The sequence below is a fragment of the Enterobacter sp. MGH 38 genome (genome assembly GCF_000492855.1).
GTDB classification, from domain to species: domain Bacteria; phylum Pseudomonadota; class Gammaproteobacteria; order Enterobacterales; family Enterobacteriaceae; genus Enterobacter; species Enterobacter hormaechei_C.
This window is the reverse complement of record NZ_KI535607.1, coordinates 345,665-366,785: the sequence shown is the minus strand read 5'-3', so window position 1 is coordinate 366,785 and position 21,121 is coordinate 345,665. Positions and strand designations below refer to the sequence as shown.

The following is a 21,121-nucleotide window of genomic DNA, read 5'->3' as shown; positions in this document are numbered from 1 at the left end:
TTTTTTATTGGGAGAAAAGAATGGCAATTGCACTGGTCACCGGCGCCAGCCGGGGTATTGGTAAAGCCACCGCGCTACAGCTGGCAAGCGAAGGCTACACCGTTGCGGTGAATTTTCATCACAACATCAAAGCCGCGACAGAAGTCATTAATCAGATCGTGGACGCGGGCGGTAAAGCCTTTGCCGTGCGCGCGGACATCAGCGATGAGGCGCAGGTGATGGCGATGTTCGACAGCCTCGATCGCGAAGGTGAGCCGCTCGCCGCACTGGTGAACAACGCCGGAATTTTGTTTGAACAATCCACCATTGAAAACCTCTCCGCTGAACGTATTAACCGCGTGCTGGCTACCAACGTCACCGGCTATTTTCTCTGCTGCCGTGAAGCGGTGAAACGCATGTCGCATAAACACGGCGGCAAGGGCGGCGCGATTGTGAATGTCTCCTCGGCGGCATCACGGCTGGGCGCGCCGGGGGAATATGTGGACTATGCCGCCTCCAAAGGGGCGGTGGATTCCCTGACTACCGGCCTCGCGCTGGAGGTAGCGGCGCAGGGCATTCGCGTTAACGGCGTGCGGCCAGGCCTGATTTATACCGATATTCACGCCTCCGGCGGCGAGCCGGGGCGTGTGGATCGGGTGAAGTCGATGTTACCGATGCAGCGTGGCGGTCAGCCGGAGGAGGTCGCCCAGGCCATTGCCTGGCTGCTGAGCGACAAAGCCTCCTATGTTACCGGTAGCTTCCTGGAGCTGGCTGGCGGGAAGTAACGCTAAGACGCCAGCCACAGCCGCAGGCGCATTCCCCAGCCGCTGGTCCAGCCGGTGGTGATCGACTTCACCTCACCGTGAGAGATCACCACCAGCGTTGGCGTCACCTTAACGTCCCACTCACGCGCCAGTTCTCCGATGGCGTCGTTGACCGTGGGCATCATCGCCTTCTTCTTCCTCATCCATGTTTCGAGCGTCGCGTTATCGCCCGAGCGCAGCGCAACCGACATCACGTTCCCCCCGTCCGCGGCAAGCGCCGCCACCGACGGCGTGGTGTAGCGGCAAACGCCGCACCATGTCGCCCAGACGTAGACCAGCAGCGGTCGCTCCTTACTCATGGCGATAAGATCGACGGGCTGACCGTCGAGGGTGTGCAGTGCCGTCGCGGAGAAATTCTGCGGCAGCGCGGGCTGGCGGAAATAGTCCACCGCCAGGCTCACGGCTACGCCAATCAGCAGCCACACGCCCAGCTCGCGCAGCAGGCGCGGAAGCTTACTTGCCACGGGCGTTTGCCAGCTGTTCTTTGACCAGCCCCTCCAGGTCGTCATACGGAATTGCGCCCGCCACCATCTGGTCGCCGATAATGGTCGCCGGGGTACCCTGAATATTCAGCACCTGCGCCAGGATGAGGTTCATCTTTAGGCTGTCCAAGGTTTTATCATCCGTTTTAATGCCGTCCGTTCCGGTCTTGACCTTCGCGGCGGCGATGCTGGCGTCATCGTGATAGCCCTTTTTCATCATCAGCCGCTGATGCAGCGCCCAGAATTTATCCGGCGCCTGCTGCCACGTCGAGAGCGCCGCTTTCGCGGCATTTACCGAGCTTTGTCCCTTAAACGGCAGCAGTTTGACGATGAGCTGCACGTCGGGATTTTCCTGCACGATTTTCTCCAGCATTGGGTCGAACTGCTTGCAATACGGGCAGTTGTAGTCCGTGAAGGAGACGATGGTCAGCTTCGGCGATGCCGCGCCGGTTCGCGGGCTGTTGGGGTCGTTAAACAACAGTTTTGCCAGCTGGTCGCTGGAAGCGTCATCTGACGGTGCGGCGAAACCGAACGTTGATAACGACAGCAGAAGTAAGGCTATTAAGGCTCTCATGTTATTTTCCTTTTGCATCGGACAGGGTGCTCAGCACCGCTTCGCGGCTTAACAACGCAGGCAGCACGTGGCCCTGCGGTAATCCCGGTCCGTAGATCTGGTTAAACGGCACGGCGGCGCTGCCGCGCGTGGTTAAGAACTGGCTGATGGTATCTGAGGGGCGGCTCCAGTCGCCGCGCAGGGCGACAACGTCCGGGGCGGAGAGCGCATCCTGCACGTCGTCGCGCAGCAGCACGTTGTATTTATTGGCTTTACAGGTCACGCACCAGTCGGCGGTCACGTCGACGAACACCCGTTTGTTCTCCGCCAGCGCGCGGGCAATGGCCTGCTCGCTGAGCGGTTGCCAGTGGATACGATCGCGGCGGGAACCCTCGCCGCCGGAGCCGGATACAAACGCGACTGCTCCGGCCACCACTACAGCTAATACCCCGGCGCGCAGTGCCGTTTGCCAGCGGTAGCGCCAGGCGGTGACCAGCAGCAGCGTAAGGATCAGGAGCACGCCCAGCGTGATGACGGGCAGGCTGCCAATGTGCACCGTCAGCAGGCTCAGCAGCCACAGCGATGAGCCGAGCATCATTATCCCCAGCACTACGCGTACGACGTTCATCCAGCGTCCCGGACGCGGCAACCGCTGGGCCAGCCCCGGCCAGGCCGCCACCTGCAGCCACGGCAGGCTCATGCCGATACCCATCGCCAGGAAGATCCCCCACAGCAGGGGAAGCGGCGCCGCCAGCGCGACCGAAACCGCCGTACCCAGGAACGGCGCGGTGCAGGGTGTCGCCAGCAGCGTGGCTAACGCGCCTTGCCAGAAATGACCCGCAAGCCCGTTACCGCCGCGCGTGGCGAGGAAGGTGCTGGCGCCGGAAGGGAGACGGATTTCAAGCAACCCCAGCAGGCTGGCGCTGAAAAGCACCATCACCATCGCCATCGCACCAATAAACCACGGGTTCTGGAACTGGATCCCCCAGCCGAGCGCCTGATTGCCTAAGCGTAAAACCGTCATCATCAGCGCCAGCGCGAGGAACGAGATCACGATCCCGGCTACCGACGCAAGAAACTGTCGGCGTACCTGACCCCGCGCCTGCCGTTCGGTTTGCATCAGCGTGCCCAGCTTCATGGCCAGCACGGGCAGTACGCAGGGCATGACGTTAAGGATCAGACCGCCCGCCAGCGCCATCAGCAGCACCCAGCCTAACGAGAGCGTCGGCGCGGCGTTCCCCGGCTGAATGCTCAGGCTGGACTCCTGCGCCTGCCCGCTATCGGCCAGAACCAGCGACAGGGTTTTGCCGCTGAGGTTGGGCGCGGCCTCGCCCCAGCTGTCCGTCACGGGCACGGTGGCGACCAGCGAATCACCGCGCACGGTGAAGGCCGGTTTGCCGAAATCAACATCATCCATACCGTCGATAAACAGGGACGGCGCCTGCCAGCCTGCGTCACGCTGCGCCGTTACGGTCAGCTTGCCGGGGGCATAGGTGGCGTTAAGCGTTGAGGTCAACCCGCCGCTGAGCGGAAGGGTGCCCATGGCCCGACTGAAATCGTAATCAAAACCGGCGCCTGCGGATGCGGTCATGTTCAGTGAAAACGGGTAGTCGGTAAGAATACAGACGTTGCTACAGGTGGAGAGCGTAAGCACGCCGCTCAGGATCTTCGGGACGTCGCCCCGCAGGGTGATGGGAAAGCTGACATCGCCGTGATAGCCCTGCGTGGTGATACCCGCGACGTCGAAACGCTGCGGCACAGGCCAGCGCCAGTTCGCCTCGACGGGCTGATGCCATTTAATCGCGGGTGCGACGCCCCCTTCGCCCGGCGAGCGCCAGTAGGTTTTCCAGCCTTTTTGCAGGGCGACGTCCAGCAGCAGGCGGGTTTCGCCAGTGCTTTCGGGTTGCGCACGCAGCCTGACGCTGGCGTGCTGATTATCGGCGGCGCGCAGCCAGCCGCTGTCGGCAGCCTGGCTGAGGGGCAGCCATAGCCAAAGCAGGCAGACCAGCAGTCGCCTGAATACAGTAAACATAAATTATCTCCGTAAATGATGAATTAACCTGAAGTAACAGGCGAAGGCTCATTCACGGAAGACGCATAATCGCAGATGCACCCTTAACCGGGGCGGGGAGATAACGCGGGGAGGCCACTGCCGTTCGCGGCGCGGCGGGCTGGCTGCCAGCAACGCCAGCAGCAGGGTGACGGCAATCAGGGCGCCTTCAAACAAAACAGGCGGGACCGACATCAGCGACTTGGCGCTAAGCTCACACGGGGTTACCGGTGCGTCGGTACTCTCCTGCCCCTGCTGGACAGACTGGCTCGTGGCGGTGACGTTCATGACAAGCGCGTGCATCCCGGCCATCCGCTGGGCGGTGCATATCAGCACCACCAGGCAGGCCAGGGCTACAAGCAGGATAGCGTTGCGTTGTCGCTTGATCATGTTCGCCTCAAATATTCAGGACGCCTATATTATCGGGCGAACATATTTTGGCAACGCAAAAGCTGTAAAGAAGTGTCTGGAAGATAAGCGGTTTGCCCTCTCCGCTTGCAGAGAGGGCGAGCCATTACAGCGTTTCGCCGTTGCTGGCAATCACGGTTTTATACCACTCAAAGCTCTTCTTACGGGAGCGGGACATGTCACCGGTACCGTCGTCGTGCTTGTTGACGTAGATAAAGCCGTAGCGCTTACTGTACTGGCCGGTGGTGAAGGAGACGCAGTCGATGCAGCCCCACGGCGTGTAGCCCATCAGATCCACCCCATCCCAGGTCACCGCCTTCATCATCTCTTCCACGTGGGCGCGCAGGTAGTCGATGCGATAGTCATCGTTGATGCTGCCGTCCTCTTCCACCTTGTCGTAGGCGCCGAAACCATTTTCGACGATAAACAGCGGCTTCTGATAACGTTCGTACAGTTCGCACAGCGAATAGCGCAGGCCTACCGGATCAATCTGCCAGCCCCAGTCGGACGCCTTGACGTGTGGGTTCGGCACGCTGCCCTCGAAGCCGGAAATGGCGTCACCGGTGCCGCCTTCCGCTTTGACCGCGTTGGTCATGTAGTAGCTGAAGCCTAAGTAGTCGCAGGTGCCCTCACGCAGGATCTGCTCGTCGCCCGCTTCCATCCTGATGGAGAACCCACGGCGCTCCCACTCGTTCAGCACGTAAGACGGGTAGTAGCCGCGCAGCTGCACGTCGGTAAAGACGTAGCGCTCGCGCATGGATTCCTGAGCAAACATGACGTCCTCTGGCTTGCAGGAGTAAGGATAGAGCGCCACCATCGCCAGCATGCAGCCGACTTTCATCTCCGGGTTAATGCGGCGTGCGGCTTTCACCGCCAGCGCGCTGGCCACGAACTGGTGGTGCAGCACCTGGTACATGGTCTCTTCCGGGTTGTCGTGCTCGGTATAGACCACGCCAGAGCAGCAGTAGCCGAACAGCGGCGCACGCCAGTTGCGCTGGTTGTTGATTTCGTTGAAGGTCATCCAGTATTTGACCTTATTTTTGTAGCGCTCAAATACCACTTCCGAGAAGCGCACAAAGAAATCGACCACTTTACGGTTGGTCCATCCGCCATATTCCTGAACGAGATGCAGCGGCATTTCAAAGTGGGAGAGGGTGATCACCGGCTCGATGTTGTACTTCAGCAGTTCATCGAACATGTCGTCGTAAAACTTCAGCCCCTCTTCGTTTGGCTGAGTTTCGTCGCCTTTCGGGAAGATGCGCGTCCAGGCGATGGAGGTACGGAAACATTTGAAGCCCATCTCGGCAAACAGCTTAATGTCTTCTTTGTAATGGCCATAGAAGTCGACGGCTTCGTGGTTCGGGTAATATTTGCCTTCAATCACTTCCTGCGTGATTTCACGCGGAACGCCGTGTGCGCCGCCGGTTAGCACGTCGCAGATGCTTGGCCCTTTGCCGCCTTTGTTCCAGCCGCCTTCAACCTGGTGCGCCGCCACCGCGCCGCCCCATAAAAAATCTTTCGGTAAGGTGAGTTTTTTCATCTTTGCTATTCTCAATTCAGGACTTATTGATTTCGAGTCTAGCAAAGCGGAATTAAATGTCACGATATAACAATTTGTGGAAATTGTAATTTGTCACATCAAAAAAACAAGATGTTTTATTCTGTTAATTTCTTCGCCAGTTTTCGGCCTAATGATTCCAGAATATAGATGACGGGAATTTGCGTGGTGATATCGTAAACGCCGCCAATACGCGTTTGCGGGACATGCCAGGAGAGGTTAAAGTCCGCCAGCTTTGCGAGACGAGAATGTTCATGGCTGGTGACGGAGAGCACCTTGCAGTGGTGCAGGCTGAACTGGCTGGCGAAGCGCAGGATCTCCTCGGTTTCGCCGGAGACGGAGAGTACAATGGCCAGCGCATTTTTAGCCATGTCGTTAGTGACCGGGAAATAAGGATCGTCGATATGGTTACTGAATTTGCCGATATTTGAAAAGAAACGTGCGCCATATTTTGCCAGCGATCCGGAGGTGCCCGCACCGACAAAAATAATTCGTTCAGATGATAAAATAATATCGACGGCTTTATCTAATAGCGCATCAAACTCTTCGTTATTTACGCTTTTAAAGAAGCTGATAATTTCACTGGCACCAAAATTCGCCTGCTGCGGCTCGTTCTGCTCCAGATAGAGTTTAAAGCGCACCCGAAATTCCGAGTAACCATCGCAGTTGAGCTTGCGGCAGAAGCGCAGGATAGTGGTAGTGGAGACCCCAGCAGCATCCGCCAGCTCGCGGATGGTCATGTACATCACTTTATCGCGGTTCTTAATGACATAGTTGTAGACCATCATTTCCAGATTGTTGAGGCTGGCAATGGCGGAATGGCTGAACATACTCACAATGGCTAAACTCGCTGTCGGACACTATTCCTGAAGCATACCATGATGACGAAGGGCGGGAGACGGATTTATCTCCTTGATTACTCAGGTGTTAATGAAATCATTTACACCTGTGCGGTGGATTTATTTTTCATTACACTGATTTATAAGGATAAATCTTGATTATAGATTTATTTTAGCTAACAGGTGTTCACTGGAATCATTCTCAGTTAGCATAGACTGGCGATGAATAATCATCTTTTGTTTTCCCGGAGTTAAGTATGGTGAGCAGACCATTAATCGCACAGGGATATTCGCTGGCTGAGGAAGTAGCCAACAGTATAAGCCATGGCATTGGCCTGGTTTTTGGGATTGTCGGCTTAGTGTTATTGCTGGTACAGGCAGTGGATACCAACGCCAGCGCGATGGCCATTACCAGCTACAGCCTGTATGGCGGGAGTATGATCCTGCTTTTCCTTGCCTCAACGCTGTATCACGCGATTCCGCATCAACGGGCGAAGATATGGCTCAAGAAATTTGACCACTGCGCTATCTATCTTCTTATTGCGGGTACCTATACGCCGTTTTTGCTGGTGGGGCTCAACTCACCGCTGTCGCGTGGCCTGATGATTGTGATCTGGAGCCTGGCGCTGCTGGGGATCCTGTTTAAGCTGACCATTGCGCACCGGTTTAAAGTGTTGTCGCTGGTTACCTATCTGACAATGGGCTGGCTGTCGCTGATTGTGGTGTATCAGTTAGCCATTAAGCTGGCGGTGGGGGGCGTGACGCTTCTGGCGGTGGGCGGTGTGGTCTACTCGCTGGGCGTGATTTTCTACGTCTGCAAGCGTATTCCGTACAACCATGCCATCTGGCACGGCTTTGTGCTGGGCGGCAGCGTGTGTCACTTCCTGGCAATTTATCTGTATGTTGGGCAGGTGTAGTTTTTTTGTAAGGTGCGGTCTGATGCCCTCACCCCGACCCTCTCCCACAGGGAGAGGGTGAATATCAACACCGGGCGATACAGCATCAATCTTCCAGTGAATACGGCAGCGGCTCAATGCTGAGCGTGTTTGCATCATCACGCACGCGGAACACGCTGTCGGGCTCCATATCATTATTCATGACAACCTGCACCAGCAGGCGGCCATCATCGAGCTGGACGGCGGCTAACACGGTGCCGGTACGGCGCCAGTTTTCGCCCATCTTCATTTCAAGATCTTCACCCGCTTCCGGCACACGGCTGGCGTGACCAGCCAGCGTCCACAGGGCGCGTTTGTTCGCGCCGCGGAATTTCGCACGCGCCACCATTTCCTGACCGGTGTAGCAGCCCTTCTTAAAGCTGATACCACCCAGCGCCTGGATGTTTGTCGCCTGCGGGATAAACTGCGCGCTGTTTGCCGCGTCAATGACCGGCAGGCCCGCTTCGATGTTCAGCGCCAGCCACTGCTGGCTGTTGTTGAGCTGTGCTTCACCGCGCAGGGCGTCAGTGACGCGTTCCGCCGTTGCTTCGTCGGTTACCAGCAGGAAGCGCTCCGCCGGGTGTTCGAACCACAGAATGGAGGTCGCTCCCTCGCTGACCAGCTGTTTTTCAGCATCCGGTAGCTCGGCAAACAGGTTTTTCAGCGCTGCACGCGCCTGGAAACCCGCGACCCCCAGCAGAACGTGTTCATCGTCCGGGGCGATGGTGACTTTAGAAAAGACCGCGTATTTTTTTAGCTCTTTAAGCTGGGCGTCACGCAGGCTGCGGCGCTCAATAAAGGCGAATCCGTCCTGACGGCGGAACAGACGCAGGTTGCTCCACATTTTGCCTTTTGGATCGCAATGCGCGGCCAGCAGATGCTGGTGCTCAGTCAACTGCGCCACGTCCGCCGTGACCTGGCCTTGCAGGTATTTTTCGCTGTCCGCACCGGTCAGTGTCGCCAGTGCCCAGTCATCAAGAGTAATCAGCGTCAGCGGCAGACGCGCAGAGGCGGCGGGCTGGCGAGGAGAAAATGGTGTAAATGCCATAGTGATGTCCTGAATTGCTTAACGCTTTGATAATACCTAATGGTAAAAGAGACTGTATTCAATGCAAGCGCTTTCAGCAGGCCATTCGTGCCATTACGCGGTTATGCGTGGCGCTACGCAAAATAGTGTAATCCGCTGTCTTTATAAGGGTTATTCAGGAAGCCTGCTCGAGGTTCGCAATATTCCAGTAAAGAAACGGTCAAAAACACGTTACACTAGCAGGTGTTCCCGGAGAGCAATAATGAATACCAAACGGGATACCGACTGTGCCAAACGTAATGCAGGAAACAGAACATGGATATTAACAACAAGGCCCGTATTCACTGGGCGTGCCGTCGCGGCATGCGTGAACTTGATATCTCCATCATGCCTTTCTTCGAGTATGAGTACGACAGCTTAAGCGATGACGATAAGCGCCTGTTTGTCCGTCTGCTTGAGTCTGACGATCCGGATTTATTCAACTGGCTGATGAATCACGGCAAGCCCGCCGACACCGAGTTGCAACGGATGGTGCAATTAATTCAAACACGGAATCAGGAACGTGGTCCTGTGGCAATCTGATCTTCGCGTCTCGTGGCGCTCACAGTGGATGTCCTTACTGCTCCACGGTCTGGTCGCGGCAATGGTGTTATTGGTGCCGTGGCCGCTAAGCTATACCCCTCTGTGGCTGCTTTTGCTGTCGTTTGTGGTGTTTGATAGCGTGCGCAGCCAGCGTCGAATCAACGCCCGTCAGGGTGAAATTAAGCTGCTGATGGATTCTCGCCTGCGCTGGCAGGGAAAAGAGTGGGAAATGATAGGGACGCCGTGGATGCTCAACACCGGGATGATGCTACGGCTGCGTCGGGTCGAGGATAACCGTCGCCAGCACCTGTGGCTGGCCGCAGACAGTATGGATCCCGCGGAGTGGCGGGATCTGCGCCGGCTAATCGTGCAACAGCCAACGCAGGAATAAATCAGCTAAACTGCTCGGCCATCTCACCCAGAATTTGTTCGCACCAGGTCTGGAGGCGCTCGTCGCTGAGATCGTACTGGTTGGTTTCATCCAGCGCGAGCCCGACAAACAGCTGGCCGTCGGCAATGACGGGTTTTGGGCTGGTGAACTCATAGCCTTCCGTAGGCCAGTAGCCGATAAACGTCGCGCCCTTTGGCGCCAGTTTGTCATGCAGCATGCCGAGCGCGTCGAGGAACCACTCCCCGTAGCCCAGCTGGTCGCCCATGCCGTACATCGCAATGATTTTGCCTTCAAAATTGACCGAATCGAGCTGATCCCAGATGGCTTCCCAGTCTTCCTGAATCTCACCAAAGTCCCAGGTAGGGATACCCAGAATCAGCACATCGTACTGCTCCATCAAGGCAACCGCGTCATCTTTCAGGTTATGCAACGTCACCAGTTCCGGGCCAATGATGTCACGAATTTTCTCCGCCGCCATTTCGGTGTAGCAGGTGCTGGAACCATAGAACAGACCAATATTCATCGCGTAACTATCTCAATTCTTGCTATGACTTTGCGCGTAGTGTACCAGAAACCGATGGCAATCAGGCATAATGGCCAGATTGCAGAACCAAAGGGGCTGATGTGGAAAAGGATCTCGCACTCATCGAACAGTTTCTCGACGCGCTGTGGCTGGAGAAAAACCTCGCTGAAAATACGCTCAGCGCCTATCGTCGGGATCTCACGCTGCTGGTCGAGTGGCTGGCGCATCGGGGGCTGACGCTTGAAAGCGCGCAAAGCGATGACCTGCAAGGGTTGCTGGCTGAGCGGATGGAAGGGGGGTACAAAGCCACCAGCTCCGCGCGTCTGCTGAGCGCCATGCGCCGCCTGTTCCAGCACCTGTACCGCGAGAAGATCCGCGCGGATGACCCCAGCGCACTGCTGGCATCGCCTAAACTGCCTCAGCGGCTGCCAAAAGATCTCAGCGAAGCACAAGTTGAGAGATTATTACAGTCGCCCGCAGTTGACCTTCCGCTGGAGTTACGCGATAAAGCCATGCTTGAACTATTGTATGCCACGGGCTTGCGCGTTTCCGAGCTGGTGGGCCTGACGATGAGCGATATCAGCCTGCGTCAGGGCGTGGTGCGCGTTATCGGTAAAGGGAACAAAGAACGGCTGGTGCCGCTGGGTGAAGAGGCGGTCTACTGGCTGGAGACGTATCTGGAACACGGGCGTCCGTGGCTGCTGAACGGCGTCTCCATAGATGTATTGTTCCCGAGCCAGCGCGCGCAGCAGATGACGCGACAAACGTTCTGGCATCGCATTAAACATTACGCCACACTGGCGGGTATTGACAGTGAGAAGCTGTCGCCGCACGTTTTGCGTCACGCCTTCGCGACGCATCTGTTAAACCACGGCGCTGATTTACGCGTGGTGCAGATGTTGCTTGGACACAGCGATCTTTCAACGACGCAAATATACACCCATGTCGCGACGGAACGCCTGCGGCAGCTACACCAACAGCACCACCCTCGCGCGTGAGTGCCGACGAATTGTTACAGGAACATATATGAAAAAGTCTTTAGCGCTGTTCACCCTGCTGGCAGCTTCGGTTTCCGGTTTTGCCCATGCGGATGATGCCGCCATTAAACAGTCTCTGACGAAACTCGGCGTCGCCAGCAGCGAGATCCAGCCAGCGCCGGTGGCTGGCATGAAAACGGTGCTGACCAACAGCGGCGTGCTGTACGTGACCGAAGACGGTAAGCACATCATTCAGGGACCCATGTACGACGTGAGCGGCGCGCAGCCGGTGAACGTCACCAACCAGCTGCTGATGAAAAACCTGAACGCGCTCGAAAAAGAGATGATTGTCTACAAAGCGGCGCAGGAAAAGCACGTTATTACCGTCTTCACCGACATCACCTGCGGCTACTGCCACAAGCTGCATGAAGAGATGAAAGACTACAACGCGCTGGGCATTACCGTGCGTTACCTGGCTTTCCCACGTGCTGGCGTGCAGAGCCAGCCTGAGCAGGATATGAAAGCGATCTGGTGTGCGAAAGACCGCAACAAGGCCTTTGATGACGCGATGAACGGCAAAGGCGTGAAGCCCGCGTCCTGCGATATCGACATCGCTAACCATTACGCGCTGGGCGTACAGTTTGGCGTGAGCGGTACGCCAGCCATTGTGCTGAGTAACGGCTATGTGGTGCCGGGCTACCAGGGGCCAAAAGAGATGAAAGCGTTCCTCGACGAGCACCAGAAACAGATGGGTGGTAAATAATTCGCGTGAAAGCCCCGATAAAACTGCGCCGCCGCGATGCGGGTGAAACCGCGGATTTACCAGACACGCTTCCGCTGCTGCTAAAGCGGCTGTACGCCAGCCGTGGCGTGCGTACGGCAAGCGATCTTGAGCGCAGCGTCAAAGGCATGCTGCCCTGGCAAGCGCTGAGTGGCATCGAACAAGCGACTGAAATGCTCTACAACGCGTTCCGGGAAGGCACGCGGATTGTCGTGGTGGGCGATTTCGATGCCGACGGCGCAACCAGTACCGCGCTGAGCGTACTCAGCCTGCGTGCGCTGGGCTGCGATAACGTGGCTTACCTGGTGCCGAACCGGTTTGAAGACGGCTACGGCCTCAGCCCGGAAGTGGTCGATCAGGCCCATGCCCGTGGCGCACAGATGATCATGACCGTGGATAACGGGATCTCTTCTCATGCGGGGGTCGATCATGCCCATGCGCTGGGGATCCCGGTACTGGTCACCGATCACCACCTGCCAGGCGAAACTCTGCCTGCCGCCGAAGCCATCATTAACCCGAACCTGCGCGACTGCGATTTCCCGTCGAAATCGCTGGCCGGAGTAGGGGTGGCGTTTTATCTGATGCTGGCGTTACGCACGTTGCTGCGTGATAAGGGCTGGTTCGAATCGCGCGGGATTGCCGTGCCGAACCTCGCGGAGTATCTCGATCTGGTGGCGCTGGGAACCGTTGCGGACGTGGTGCCGCTCGATACCAATAACCGTATTCTCACCTGGCAGGGCTTAAGCCGCATTCGGGCAGGTAAATGCCGTCCGGGGATTAAGGCGCTGCTGGAAATTGCCAACCGCGATCCGCTGAAGCTCGCGGCAAGCGATTTAGGCTTTGCCCTCGGCCCGCGCCTGAACGCGGCGGGGCGGCTGGACGATATGTCGGTTGGCGTCGCGCTGCTGCTGTGTGACAACATCGGCGAAGCGCGCGTGCTGGCCAGTGAGCTGGACGCACTCAACCAGACCCGTAAAGAGATTGAGCAGGGGATGCAGGCCGAAGCACTGACCCTTTGCGAAAAGCTGGAGCGCAGCGGTGACACCCTGCCGGGCGGGCTGGCGATGTATCACCCCGAATGGCACCAGGGCGTGGTGGGCATTCTGGCGTCGCGTATTAAAGAGCGTTTCCACCGCCCGGTGATCGCGTTCGCCCCCGCCGGGGACGGCACGCTGAAAGGCTCCGGTCGTTCCATTCAGGGGCTGCATATGCGCGATGCGCTGGAGCGTCTGGATACGCTGCATCCGAACCTGATGATTAAGTTCGGCGGTCACGCGATGGCGGCAGGCCTGTCGCTGGAAGAGGCGAAGTTCGACGAGTTCCAGCGTCTGTTTGGCGAACTGGTCACCGAGTGGATCGATCCGGCTCTGTTGCAGGGTGAAGTGGTTTCTGACGGTGAGCTTTCACCGGCTGAAATGACCATGGAGGTGGCGCAGATGCTGCGCGATGCCGGCCCGTGGGGGCAGATGTTTCCGGAGCCGCTTTTCGACGGACGTTTTCGTTTGTTGCAACAGCGCATCGTGGGCGAACGCCATCTCAAAGTGATGGTGGAACCGGTCGGCGGCGGACCGCTGCTCGACGGCATCGCCTTTAACGTTGATACCTCCATCTGGCCGGACAACGGCGTGCGCGAGGTTGAGCTGGCCTATAAGCTGGATATTAACGAGTTCCGTGGTAACCGCTCCCTTCAGCTCATCATCGACAATATCTGGCCAATTTAGCGTCAGTAATCTCTATAAAAAAGGGCGTGGATTCGGTACAATCCCGCTCTTATCACCGCATTTTGACAAGCTCATAAAAGAAAACAGACCATGTTTGAAATTAATCCGGTAAAAAACCGCATTCAGGACCTCACGGAGCGCTCTGACGTTCTTAGGGGGTATCTTTGACTATGATGCCAAGAAAGAGCGTCTCGAAGAAGTAAACGCCGAGCTGGAACAGCCGGACGTCTGGAACGAACCTGAACGCGCGCAGGCGCTGGGTAAAGAGCGTTCTTCCCTCGAAGCCATCGTAGATACGCTGGATCAAATGGCGCAGGGTCTGGAAGATGTTTCTGGGCTGCTGGAGCTGGCTGTCGAAGCCGACGACGAAGAAACCTTTAACGAAGCCGTGGCAGAGCTCGACGTGCTGGAAGAGAAGCTGGCGCAGCTGGAATTCCGTCGCATGTTCTCCGGCGAATACGATAGCGCTGACTGCTATCTCGATATTCAGGCAGGTTCTGGCGGTACCGAAGCACAGGACTGGGCGAGCATGCTGATGCGCATGTACCTGCGCTGGGCGGAAGCGCGCGGTTTCAAAACCGAGATTATCGAAGAATCCGAAGGTGAAGTGGCGGGTATCAAATCCGTCACCATCAAGATTATTGGCGATTACGCCTACGGCTGGCTACGTACTGAAACCGGCGTTCACCGCCTGGTGCGTAAGAGCCCGTTCGATTCCGGCGGCCGTCGTCACACCTCCTTCAGCTCCGCGTTTGTCTACCCGGAAGTGGATGAAGATATCGATATCGACATCAACCCGGCGGACCTGCGTATCGACGTTTACCGCGCATCCGGCGCGGGTGGTCAGCACGTTAACCGTACGGAATCTGCGGTGCGTATTACCCACATTCCAACCGGGCTGGTAACACAGTGCCAGAACGACCGTTCCCAGCATAAGAACAAAGACCAGGCCATGAAGCAGATGAAAGCGAAGCTTTATGAGCTGGAGATGCAGAAGAAAAATGCTGAGAAGCAGGCGATGGAAGACAACAAGTCCGATATCGGCTGGGGCAGCCAGATCCGTTCTTACGTCCTTGATGACTCCCGCATCAAAGACCTGCGCACCGGGGTTGAAACCCGTAACACGCAGGCGGTGCTGGACGGCAGCCTGGACCAATTTATCGAAGCAAGTTTGAAAGCAGGGTTATGAGGAACCAACATGTCTGAACAACAAGCACAGGGCGCTGACGCGGTAGTCGATCTTAACAACGAACTGAAAACCCGCCGCGAGAAGCTGGCAGCGCTGCGCGAGCAGGGCGTGCCGTTCCCGAACGATTTTCGTCGTGACCACACCTCAGACCAACTGCACGCAGACTTCGACGGTAAAGAGAACGAAGAGCTGGAAGCGCTGAACGTTGAAGTGTCCGTGGCGGGCCGCATGATGACCCGTCGTATCATGGGTAAAGCGTCCTTCGTGACCTTACAGGACGTTGGCGGCCGCATTCAGCTGTACGTCTCTCGTGACGACCTGCCGGAAGGCATCTACAACGAGCAGTTCAAGAAGTGGGACCTGGGCGACATCCTGGGCGCTAAAGGTAAACTGTTCAAAACCAAGACCGGTGAACTGTCTATCCACTGCACCGAGCTGCGTCTGCTGACAAAAGCCCTGCGCCCGCTGCCGGACAAGTTCCACGGTTTGCAGGATCAGGAAGCGCGCTATCGTCAGCGTTACCTGGATCTCATCTCTAACGATGAATCCCGTAAGACCTTCAAAATTCGCTCCCAGATCATGGCCGGCATTCGCCAGTTCATGGTTAACCGCGACTTTATGGAAGTAGAAACCCCGATGATGCAGGTGATCCCAGGTGGAGCCTCCGCTCGTCCGTTCATCACCCATCACAACGCCCTGGACCTGGACATGTACCTGCGTATCGCGCCGGAACTGTACCTGAAGCGTCTGGTGGTCGGCGGTTTTGACCGCGTGTTTGAGATCAACCGTAACTTCCGTAACGAAGGTATCTCCGTACGTCATAACCCAGAGTTCACCATGATGGAACTCTATATGGCCTATGCGGATTACAAAGATCTGATCGAGCTGACCGAATCCCTGTTCCGCACCCTGGCGCAGGACATTCTGGGCACCACCCAGGTACCTTACGGTGAAGAGGTGTTCGACTTCGGCAAGCCGTTCGAAAAACTGACCATGCGCGAAGCGATCAAGAAATACCGTCCTGAAACCAATATGGCGGATCTGGATAACTTCGACTCTGCGAAAGCGATCGCTGAAAGCATCGGTATTAAGGTTGAGAAGAGCTGGGGTCTGGGCCGTATCGTGACCGAGATCTTCGAAGAAGTGGCCGAAGCGCACCTGATTCAGCCTACCTTCATCACCGAATACCCGGCGGAAGTGTCTCCGCTGGCGCGTCGTAATGACGAGAACCCGGAAATCACTGACCGCTTCGAATTCTTCATCGGGGGCCGCGAAATCGGTAACGGCTTTAGCGAGCTGAACGATGCAGAAGATCAGGCGCAGCGCTTCCAGGATCAGGTTAACGCGAAAGCGGCAGGCGATGACGAAGCGATGTTCTTCGACGAAGACTACGTGACCGCGCTGGAGCACGGCCTGCCGCCGACGGCTGGCCTGGGTATTGGTATCGACCGTATGGTGATGCTGTTCACCAACAGCCACACCATTCGCGACGTGATCCTGTTCCCGGCGATGCGTCCGGTGAAATAAGCCGTTAAGACGTAAAAAAAGCCCCGTGCGTTTATCGCCGGGGCTTTTTTATTGCGCCGCGAAGGCGCTGAGTTTTTCACGCGCAGTGTTCGCTTCTTGCACCATCCACGGGCTAAATGCCCACGGTGTGGCGTCCAGCGCGCGGAATAGCGCGTCCAGCTCCACCCACTGATACTCCATCACTTCATCGTCATTGATTGCGAGGGTATTCGTTACGCGGGCGGCATAGACCGGGCAGATTTCGTTTTCAACGATCCCTGACGGGTCGGATTCACGGTAGCGGAACTCCGGGGCAATGGGGGTGATGTCTGTGATTTCGGCGCCGACTTCAAAGCGGCAGCGGCGGATAATCGCCTGCTCTGTCGCTTCGTCGGCCTGTGGATGACCGCAAACGGAGTTGGTCCATACGCCGGGCCAGGCTTTTTTACTTAAGGCGCGACGGGTGATCAGACATTCTCCGTTAGCGTTAAACAGCCATGAAGAGAAGGCCAGGTGTAGCGGGGTGTGTGACGTGTGCGCGGCGTACTTCTCCTGAGTGCCAATCACTTTTCCCTGGTCATTTACCAAAATAACGTGTTCTTGAATACTCATTGATGCTCCAGTGCCAAAATGCTTAATGGTTCAGCACCATCAGCGGAATTATTATACTGCATTCTTATGCGAACGGTTTGGCCCACAGAGCGGAAAAGGGCATGACCCGCATCAGTTTGGGCTGCTATCATAGTGCGCCATTCACGCTGACCGAGGAGCTGTTTTGTTTGCAGGAAGCCTGACGAGAAACCCGATCATTGCCGTTTTCTGCCTGACGCTGACGCTACTTGTAGCAGGATGCTCGGGGAGTAAATCTTCGGATATGGGCAGTTATTCCGGTGCAGTCTATACCGTTAAGCGCGGGGACACGCTCTACCGCATCTCACGCGCCACGGGAACCAGCGTGAAGGAACTGGCGCGCCTGAATAATATTTCTCCACCGTATACTATTGAGGTAGGGCAGAAGCTCAAGGTTAACGGCGGTTCTTCCTCAGGGAAAAAGTCCTCAACGCGTAAAACAGCCAAAGTCACGCCATCCTATCAGGTGCCTAAATCATCCTGGCCGCCGGTCGGTCAGCGCTGCTGGATCTGGCCTGCAAGCGGAAAAGTGGTTGCGCCGTACTCGCTCTCGGAAGGTGGCAATAAAGGTATTGATATCGCTGCCGCACGCGGTACACCGGTTTACGCTTCAGGGGCCGGGAAGGTGGTCTATGTCGGTAACCAGCTTCGTGGATACGGTAACCTGATCATGATTAAGCATGGTGAGGACTACATTACTGCTTATGCGCATAACGACACGATGCTGGTCAATAACGGGCAGAACGTGAAGGCGGGGCAGAAGATTGCGACTATGGGCAGTACCGGGACGGATACGGTGAAGCTGCACTTCCAGATCCGCTATAAGGCCACAGCCATCGATCCGCAGCGTTATCTTCCGGCGCAGGGCAGTAAGCCGAAGTGCTAAGTGATTATTTAATCGCCACTTAGTGGGGTAAAGGCTTGTATGAAGAGGCGTAAGGTCTATAATGCCTTACGCACCTCAAAGCGGGCGTAGTTCAATGGTAGAACGAGAGCTTCCCAAGCTCTATACGAGGGTTCGATTCCCTTCGCCCGCTCCAGTCTCCTCATAAATTAACAAGTTATAATTTATCAGTTAGTTACTTTGCTCCGCTTTAGCAGGTACAACTAAAACTACCCAATGTTCTATGCCCGTATCTGGCGTCGCGTGACAGGGTCTGTAGTTCAAGGAAACATATCATCCACGCTGGCGGTGGTTCCAGTTTCTTACCGCGACAGCACAACAACGAACTAAAAGCCGCATATCTGGCATAACTCCCGAAAACAGGTTTATGGTGATAACGTACCTACAAACGACATGTAGGATCTATCAGCGTTTCAGCCACGCTCCCGCAAGGGTACACGGTTATCCTGATAAGGTGTGATCCCTCTGACAGTCTGATGTTGTCGCCTAACGGCTCCACTTGTTGCTGTATCACCAACGGGGCTTTATGGCTTCTATTGTCTGAAATCTGATTCATTGGACAAACATCATGTGGATTGCTGTAAAGTTCATCAGTATGATTGCTTGCACAATCAGCGATTGGGAAAACACTTCTGGGAGATAAGGGACGAGACGATATGAAAGTGACTGATGAGGCTTTGTTACGTTCAGGGTTTACGCAGCCCGAATTGCAGAAGATAAAAAGCAACATTGAAAAATATGGAGGAACGCTTGGAGAGGCCATAAATGACCTCGCTAGGCGATTTGTTACCTTGGCGGGAGTGGTGGCTGTGTGTGCCTTAATCCTACTGCTACTTATCGTCTTCAGCTCACCTGATAGAGCAGTTGCATGGGGGCTGGCGATGATCTTTGGGGTTGCCATTATGTCCTTCGCGCAGCCGCCGGTAATTTCCTATAAATCCTGGCGTTACCGAAAAACTATCAAGGATTAACTGGTTCCATTTTCGGTTGTCAATAGATCGAAAATCACTTTTGCTTTAACACCATAACCGACAATCTTCATTGTTAGCTTAGGAGTGCTCATTGTGCTGACTTTGCGATAGTAATCGTGTGGAAGCCAGCGAAATAATCTCCAGGCTCCAGTTTTTCGAGCGAGTCCTACAATGCTGTACACACTGGCACCGAGAGTAACACCATTATAGAGAGCCAAGCCCGTGTTAGGATTAAATCCCATGAACTGGGCCGTATGCATCGCGGAGTCAGCAATGATACCTTGCGAGGGTTTATGTCCTTCTGGCTGATCAAAGTTGAGCACTTCTTTCGTTAATCCGTTCATTCCATCGGCAATCAGGACTGCCCCAGCCAGCATACCAATCGGCCCCATAGTGGATAACATCATAAAGCCACCAAAGAGAACCACGCCTGATAGCACCAAGTTTACGGCGGATATAACATAACCGACGATTTTATTATTTTCCTTAACAAACTCGACCGTCGCGTAAAGCTGTGCGGCTCTGGTTCTTTACAGGCGTTCTTGTTCGTGTAGATTATCTGTTTCAGCACGCAGATTTTTGATGCATGCAATGCATTCTTCATCGGTTTTAGCTCGTCGTGCTGTTTCAAATTCTTTATCTACAACCTGTTTTATCTCTTCGACAAACTTGATACGTGTAAGACCATCTTGCAAATAGAATGCTGACAGCCGGTTTGCTGTTTCGACGAGTTTCCGGGCCTCTAGATTCACCATGGTATCTGACCATGTTCTGTTCCAGCCCCTGTTAAGCAACGCAATATCCATTAAAGACTCCTTCCCAAAATGTGTCTGGTCATTTTAGGTGCAATAAGGTCGAAGACCATAGGAAATACTTTCACAACCCACCCCCGTGGGTGTCCCGTCTCTTTATCCTCCCAGTTTACTTCCTCCTGCTTAAAATATCCCCGGCTCTATTATAGATCCGCTGAGTGGAACGATTAACCGCCTAATAATTTCACTGGATCTGCATGAAATATTCTGGTGTTGCCACTGCGTCACACCGCTTTGCTTACGCTGCAATTTGCCTCGCTTTATTGCAACAGGCACAAAGCTCTCTTTTCGTAGTAAAAGCCTTCTTTTGCTAAACAAGGAATCACCCATGGCATAACACGCTAAGTTGCACATTTCCTGTACCCTGGATACCCTGAGATTAATCCTAATAACTCAAGGGTGAGTATGGCTACCGGGAAGAGAAAGAACCAAAAGGAATCACCTGAAGAAGAGTTAGATCGCTTGCTGGATGAGCTTGAACTCACAGAGGAGCAACGGGAGTTTATCGAATCCATGCGGGAGGATAAGGGCGATCCCAGTAGTGAGTAACGCTTGCCTTCAGCCGAACGAATACGAATGGCCGCATAACGGCATTGTAAAGATTTTTTCTCCTCACGAGGGCTTTCCGTCAGCGTCGATGGCTCAGCGTACCGTGCCAGAAATTGTCCTGAAATGATGCGGTATTCAGACCGGATCGAACTACTATTCATTATGATTTATCAATGCATTATACCCTGACCATGTGCATGTAAAATCGCGGAGCCGGGAGAGTTGACGGCAATGTAAAAGAAATCATGAGGAAAGAAATATGGCTGCTACAAACGGTATGATTGATACTGATGACGCTGTAATTTTACTCATCGACCATCAGAGTGGCTTATTCAACACGGTACGTGATGTGCCTGTACCAGACCTTCGTAATTATGTGACAGCGATAGCCAAAGTTGCCACGCTTTTAAATATCCCGGTGATCACCACGGCCTCTGTTCCTGACGGTCCCAATGGCCCGCTCATCCCGGAAATTCACAAATATGCACCCCATGCCGTGTATGTTCCACGCACCGGGCAGATTAATACCTGGGATAATCCGGCGTTTGTGAAGGAAGTGGAAAAGACGGGCAGAAAGACCCTGATTATTGCCGGCACGCTCACCAGCGTCTGCATGGCGTTCCCTGCGGTTAGCGCTGTCCAGGAGGGGTATAAGGTTTACTGTGTTGTGGATGCCTCGGGGAACTGGTCCAAAATCGCGACCGATACCACCATCGCGCGCGTGGCTCAGGCGGGGGCGATCCCTACCGATACGTTTGCCATTGTCGCTGAATTAATGAGAACCTGGAACCGCGAGGAAGGTTCTCGCTTTGCTGAGATCCTGGCAGAGCATGTCTGTCCGGAATATAAGTGCCTGATTGAAAGTTTCGGCAAAGCTCAGGAAATTGCCAGAACGGGCCCGGAAACCAATCTGGAGCATTATAAGTAAGT

22 protein-coding genes, 1 tRNA gene and 1 pseudogene are annotated in these 21,121 nt (G+C 55.3%); 14 read left to right on the top strand and 10 right to left on the bottom strand.

Features of this window, described 5'->3' with window-relative positions; translation table 11 throughout:
* Positions 1–20 precede the first annotated feature (20 nt).
* Positions 21–764: an SDR family oxidoreductase gene (locus L384_RS19140; RefSeq protein ID WP_023323715.1), complete on the top strand. Its 744-nt coding sequence runs from the start codon at positions 21–23 to the stop codon at positions 762–764.
* 2 nt (positions 765–766) lie between these two features.
* On the opposite strand, the gene L384_RS19145 is transcribed toward L384_RS19140, so the two are convergent.
* The 6 genes from L384_RS19145 to L384_RS19170 all read right to left on the bottom strand — a co-directional run bounded on the left by L384_RS19145 (position 767) and on the right by L384_RS19170 (position 6,684).
* Positions 767–1,267: a protein disulfide oxidoreductase gene (locus L384_RS19145; protein WP_032627945.1), complete on the bottom strand. Its 501-nt coding sequence runs from the start codon at positions 1,265–1,267 to the stop codon at positions 767–769.
* Positions 1,257–1,859, bottom strand: coding sequence for a DsbA family protein (locus L384_RS19150; protein ID WP_023323713.1), 603 nt, complete (start codon positions 1,857–1,859; stop codon positions 1,257–1,259). The genes L384_RS19145 and L384_RS19150 overlap by 11 nt, the downstream gene beginning before the upstream one ends.
* A 1-nt stretch (position 1,860) precedes the next feature.
* Positions 1,861–3,870, bottom strand: a complete 2,010-nt coding sequence (locus L384_RS19155; protein ID WP_023323712.1) for a protein-disulfide reductase DsbD family protein — start codon at positions 3,868–3,870, stop codon at positions 1,861–1,863.
* Positions 3,871–3,918: 48 nt separating this feature from the next.
* A complete protein-coding gene (locus L384_RS19160; protein WP_003863427.1) occupies positions 3,919–4,278 on the bottom strand; it encodes a hypothetical protein in 360 nt (119 codons plus the stop codon).
* A 124-nt stretch (positions 4,279–4,402) separates the two neighbouring features.
* On the bottom strand, positions 4,403–5,836 hold the full coding sequence (bglA, locus tag L384_RS19165; RefSeq protein WP_003863430.1) for a 6-phospho-beta-glucosidase BglA: 1,434 nt from the start codon (positions 5,834–5,836) through the stop codon (positions 4,403–4,405).
* 116 nt (positions 5,837–5,952) lie between these two features.
* Positions 5,953–6,684, bottom strand: a complete 732-nt coding sequence (locus tag L384_RS19170) for a MurR/RpiR family transcriptional regulator (RefSeq protein WP_023314798.1) — start codon at positions 6,682–6,684, stop codon at positions 5,953–5,955.
* A 266-nt stretch (positions 6,685–6,950) separates the two neighbouring features.
* Between L384_RS19170 and L384_RS19175 the strand changes: the two genes are divergently transcribed.
* The gene (locus L384_RS19175) at positions 6,951–7,610 is read left to right on the top strand and encodes a PAQR family membrane homeostasis protein TrhA (protein ID WP_003863433.1); all 660 of its coding nucleotides are present in this window, start codon (positions 6,951–6,953) and stop codon (positions 7,608–7,610) included.
* Between the two features lie 85 nt (positions 7,611–7,695).
* Here the strand turns inward: L384_RS19175 and ygfZ are convergent, their stop codons facing one another.
* On the bottom strand, positions 7,696–8,676 hold the full coding sequence (gene ygfZ / locus L384_RS19180) for a tRNA-modifying protein YgfZ (RefSeq protein ID WP_022649306.1): 981 nt from the start codon (positions 8,674–8,676) through the stop codon (positions 7,696–7,698).
* 294 nt (positions 8,677–8,970) lie between these two features.
* On the opposite strand from ygfZ, the gene sdhE reads away from it, so the two are divergent.
* Together sdhE and L384_RS19190 are read left to right on the top strand one after the other, a co-directional pair.
* A complete protein-coding gene (sdhE, locus tag L384_RS19185) occupies positions 8,971–9,237 on the top strand; it encodes an FAD assembly factor SdhE (protein WP_003863437.1) in 267 nt (88 codons plus the stop codon).
* A complete protein-coding gene (locus tag L384_RS19190; protein ID WP_022649305.1) occupies positions 9,218–9,628 on the top strand; it encodes a protein YgfX in 411 nt (136 codons plus the stop codon). The genes sdhE and L384_RS19190 overlap by 20 nt, the downstream gene beginning before the upstream one ends.
* Position 9,629: 1 nt before the next feature.
* Here the strand turns inward: L384_RS19190 and fldB are convergent, their stop codons facing one another.
* On the bottom strand, positions 9,630–10,151 hold the full coding sequence (gene fldB, locus L384_RS19195) for a flavodoxin FldB (RefSeq protein ID WP_003863440.1): 522 nt from the start codon (positions 10,149–10,151) through the stop codon (positions 9,630–9,632).
* 101 nt (positions 10,152–10,252) lie between these two features.
* Between fldB and xerD the strand changes: the two genes are divergently transcribed.
* From xerD to lysS, 5 genes are all read left to right on the top strand, one after another.
* The gene (gene xerD, locus L384_RS19200; protein WP_003863442.1) at positions 10,253–11,149 is read left to right on the top strand and encodes a site-specific tyrosine recombinase XerD; all 897 of its coding nucleotides are present in this window, start codon (positions 10,253–10,255) and stop codon (positions 11,147–11,149) included.
* 28 nt (positions 11,150–11,177) lie between these two features.
* Positions 11,178–11,891 (top strand): bifunctional protein-disulfide isomerase/oxidoreductase DsbC, encoded by a 714-nt coding sequence (dsbC, locus tag L384_RS19205; RefSeq protein WP_003863443.1) that lies wholly within the window; start codon positions 11,178–11,180, stop codon positions 11,889–11,891.
* 5 nt (positions 11,892–11,896) lie between these two features.
* Positions 11,897–13,630, top strand: a complete 1,734-nt coding sequence (gene recJ / locus L384_RS19210) for a single-stranded-DNA-specific exonuclease RecJ (protein WP_023314793.1) — start codon at positions 11,897–11,899, stop codon at positions 13,628–13,630.
* Positions 13,631–13,720: 90 nt separating this feature from the next.
* Positions 13,721–14,819 (top strand): peptide chain release factor 2 gene (gene prfB, locus L384_RS19215; protein ID WP_096147815.1). Its coding sequence is split into 2 segments (ribosomal slippage): positions 13,721–13,795 and positions 13,797–14,819, totalling 1,098 coding nucleotides; the frame shifts between segments, so codons are not numbered across the junction.
* 9 nt (positions 14,820–14,828) lie between these two features.
* Complete coding sequence (lysS, locus tag L384_RS19220) at positions 14,829–16,346, top strand: lysine--tRNA ligase (protein ID WP_003863452.1); 1,518 nt, start codon at positions 14,829–14,831, stop codon at positions 16,344–16,346.
* Between the two features lie 48 nt (positions 16,347–16,394).
* Here lysS and idi read toward each other — a convergent pair whose 3' ends face one another.
* A complete protein-coding gene (gene idi, locus L384_RS19225; RefSeq protein ID WP_023323711.1) occupies positions 16,395–16,937 on the bottom strand; it encodes an isopentenyl-diphosphate Delta-isomerase in 543 nt (180 codons plus the stop codon).
* A gap of 163 nt (positions 16,938–17,100) precedes the next feature.
* Between idi and actS the strand changes: the two genes are divergently transcribed.
* From actS to L384_RS0120900, 3 genes are all read left to right on the top strand, one after another.
* On the top strand, positions 17,101–17,841 hold the full coding sequence (gene actS / locus L384_RS19230) for an amidase activator ActS (RefSeq protein WP_022651807.1): 741 nt from the start codon (positions 17,101–17,103) through the stop codon (positions 17,839–17,841).
* Positions 17,842–17,921: 80 nt separating this feature from the next.
* Positions 17,922–17,995: transfer RNA gene (locus L384_RS19235), tRNA-Gly, on the top strand.
* 520 nt (positions 17,996–18,515) lie between these two features.
* Positions 18,516–18,830 carry a hypothetical protein gene (locus tag L384_RS0120900; protein ID WP_003862882.1) on the top strand — a complete coding sequence of 105 codons (315 nt, stop codon included), beginning with the start codon at positions 18,516–18,518 and terminating at the stop codon, positions 18,828–18,830.
* Here the strand turns inward: L384_RS0120900 and L384_RS0120895 are convergent.
* A pseudogene (locus L384_RS0120895) lies at positions 18,827–19,636 on the bottom strand (DUF4225 domain-containing protein). The gene L384_RS0120900 and the pseudogene L384_RS0120895 overlap by 4 nt on opposite strands.
* A 411-nt stretch (positions 19,637–20,047) precedes the next feature.
* Between L384_RS0120895 and L384_RS22605 the strand changes: the two are divergent.
* Both L384_RS22605 and L384_RS19245 read left to right on the top strand, forming a co-directional pair.
* The gene (locus L384_RS22605; protein ID WP_015571788.1) at positions 20,048–20,191 is read left to right on the top strand and encodes a hypothetical protein; all 144 of its coding nucleotides are present in this window, start codon (positions 20,048–20,050) and stop codon (positions 20,189–20,191) included.
* A 259-nt stretch (positions 20,192–20,450) separates the two neighbouring features.
* Positions 20,451–21,119, top strand: a complete 669-nt coding sequence (locus tag L384_RS19245) for an isochorismatase family protein (RefSeq protein ID WP_017382881.1) — start codon at positions 20,451–20,453, stop codon at positions 21,117–21,119.
* The last annotated feature ends 2 nt before the right edge of the window (positions 21,120–21,121 follow it).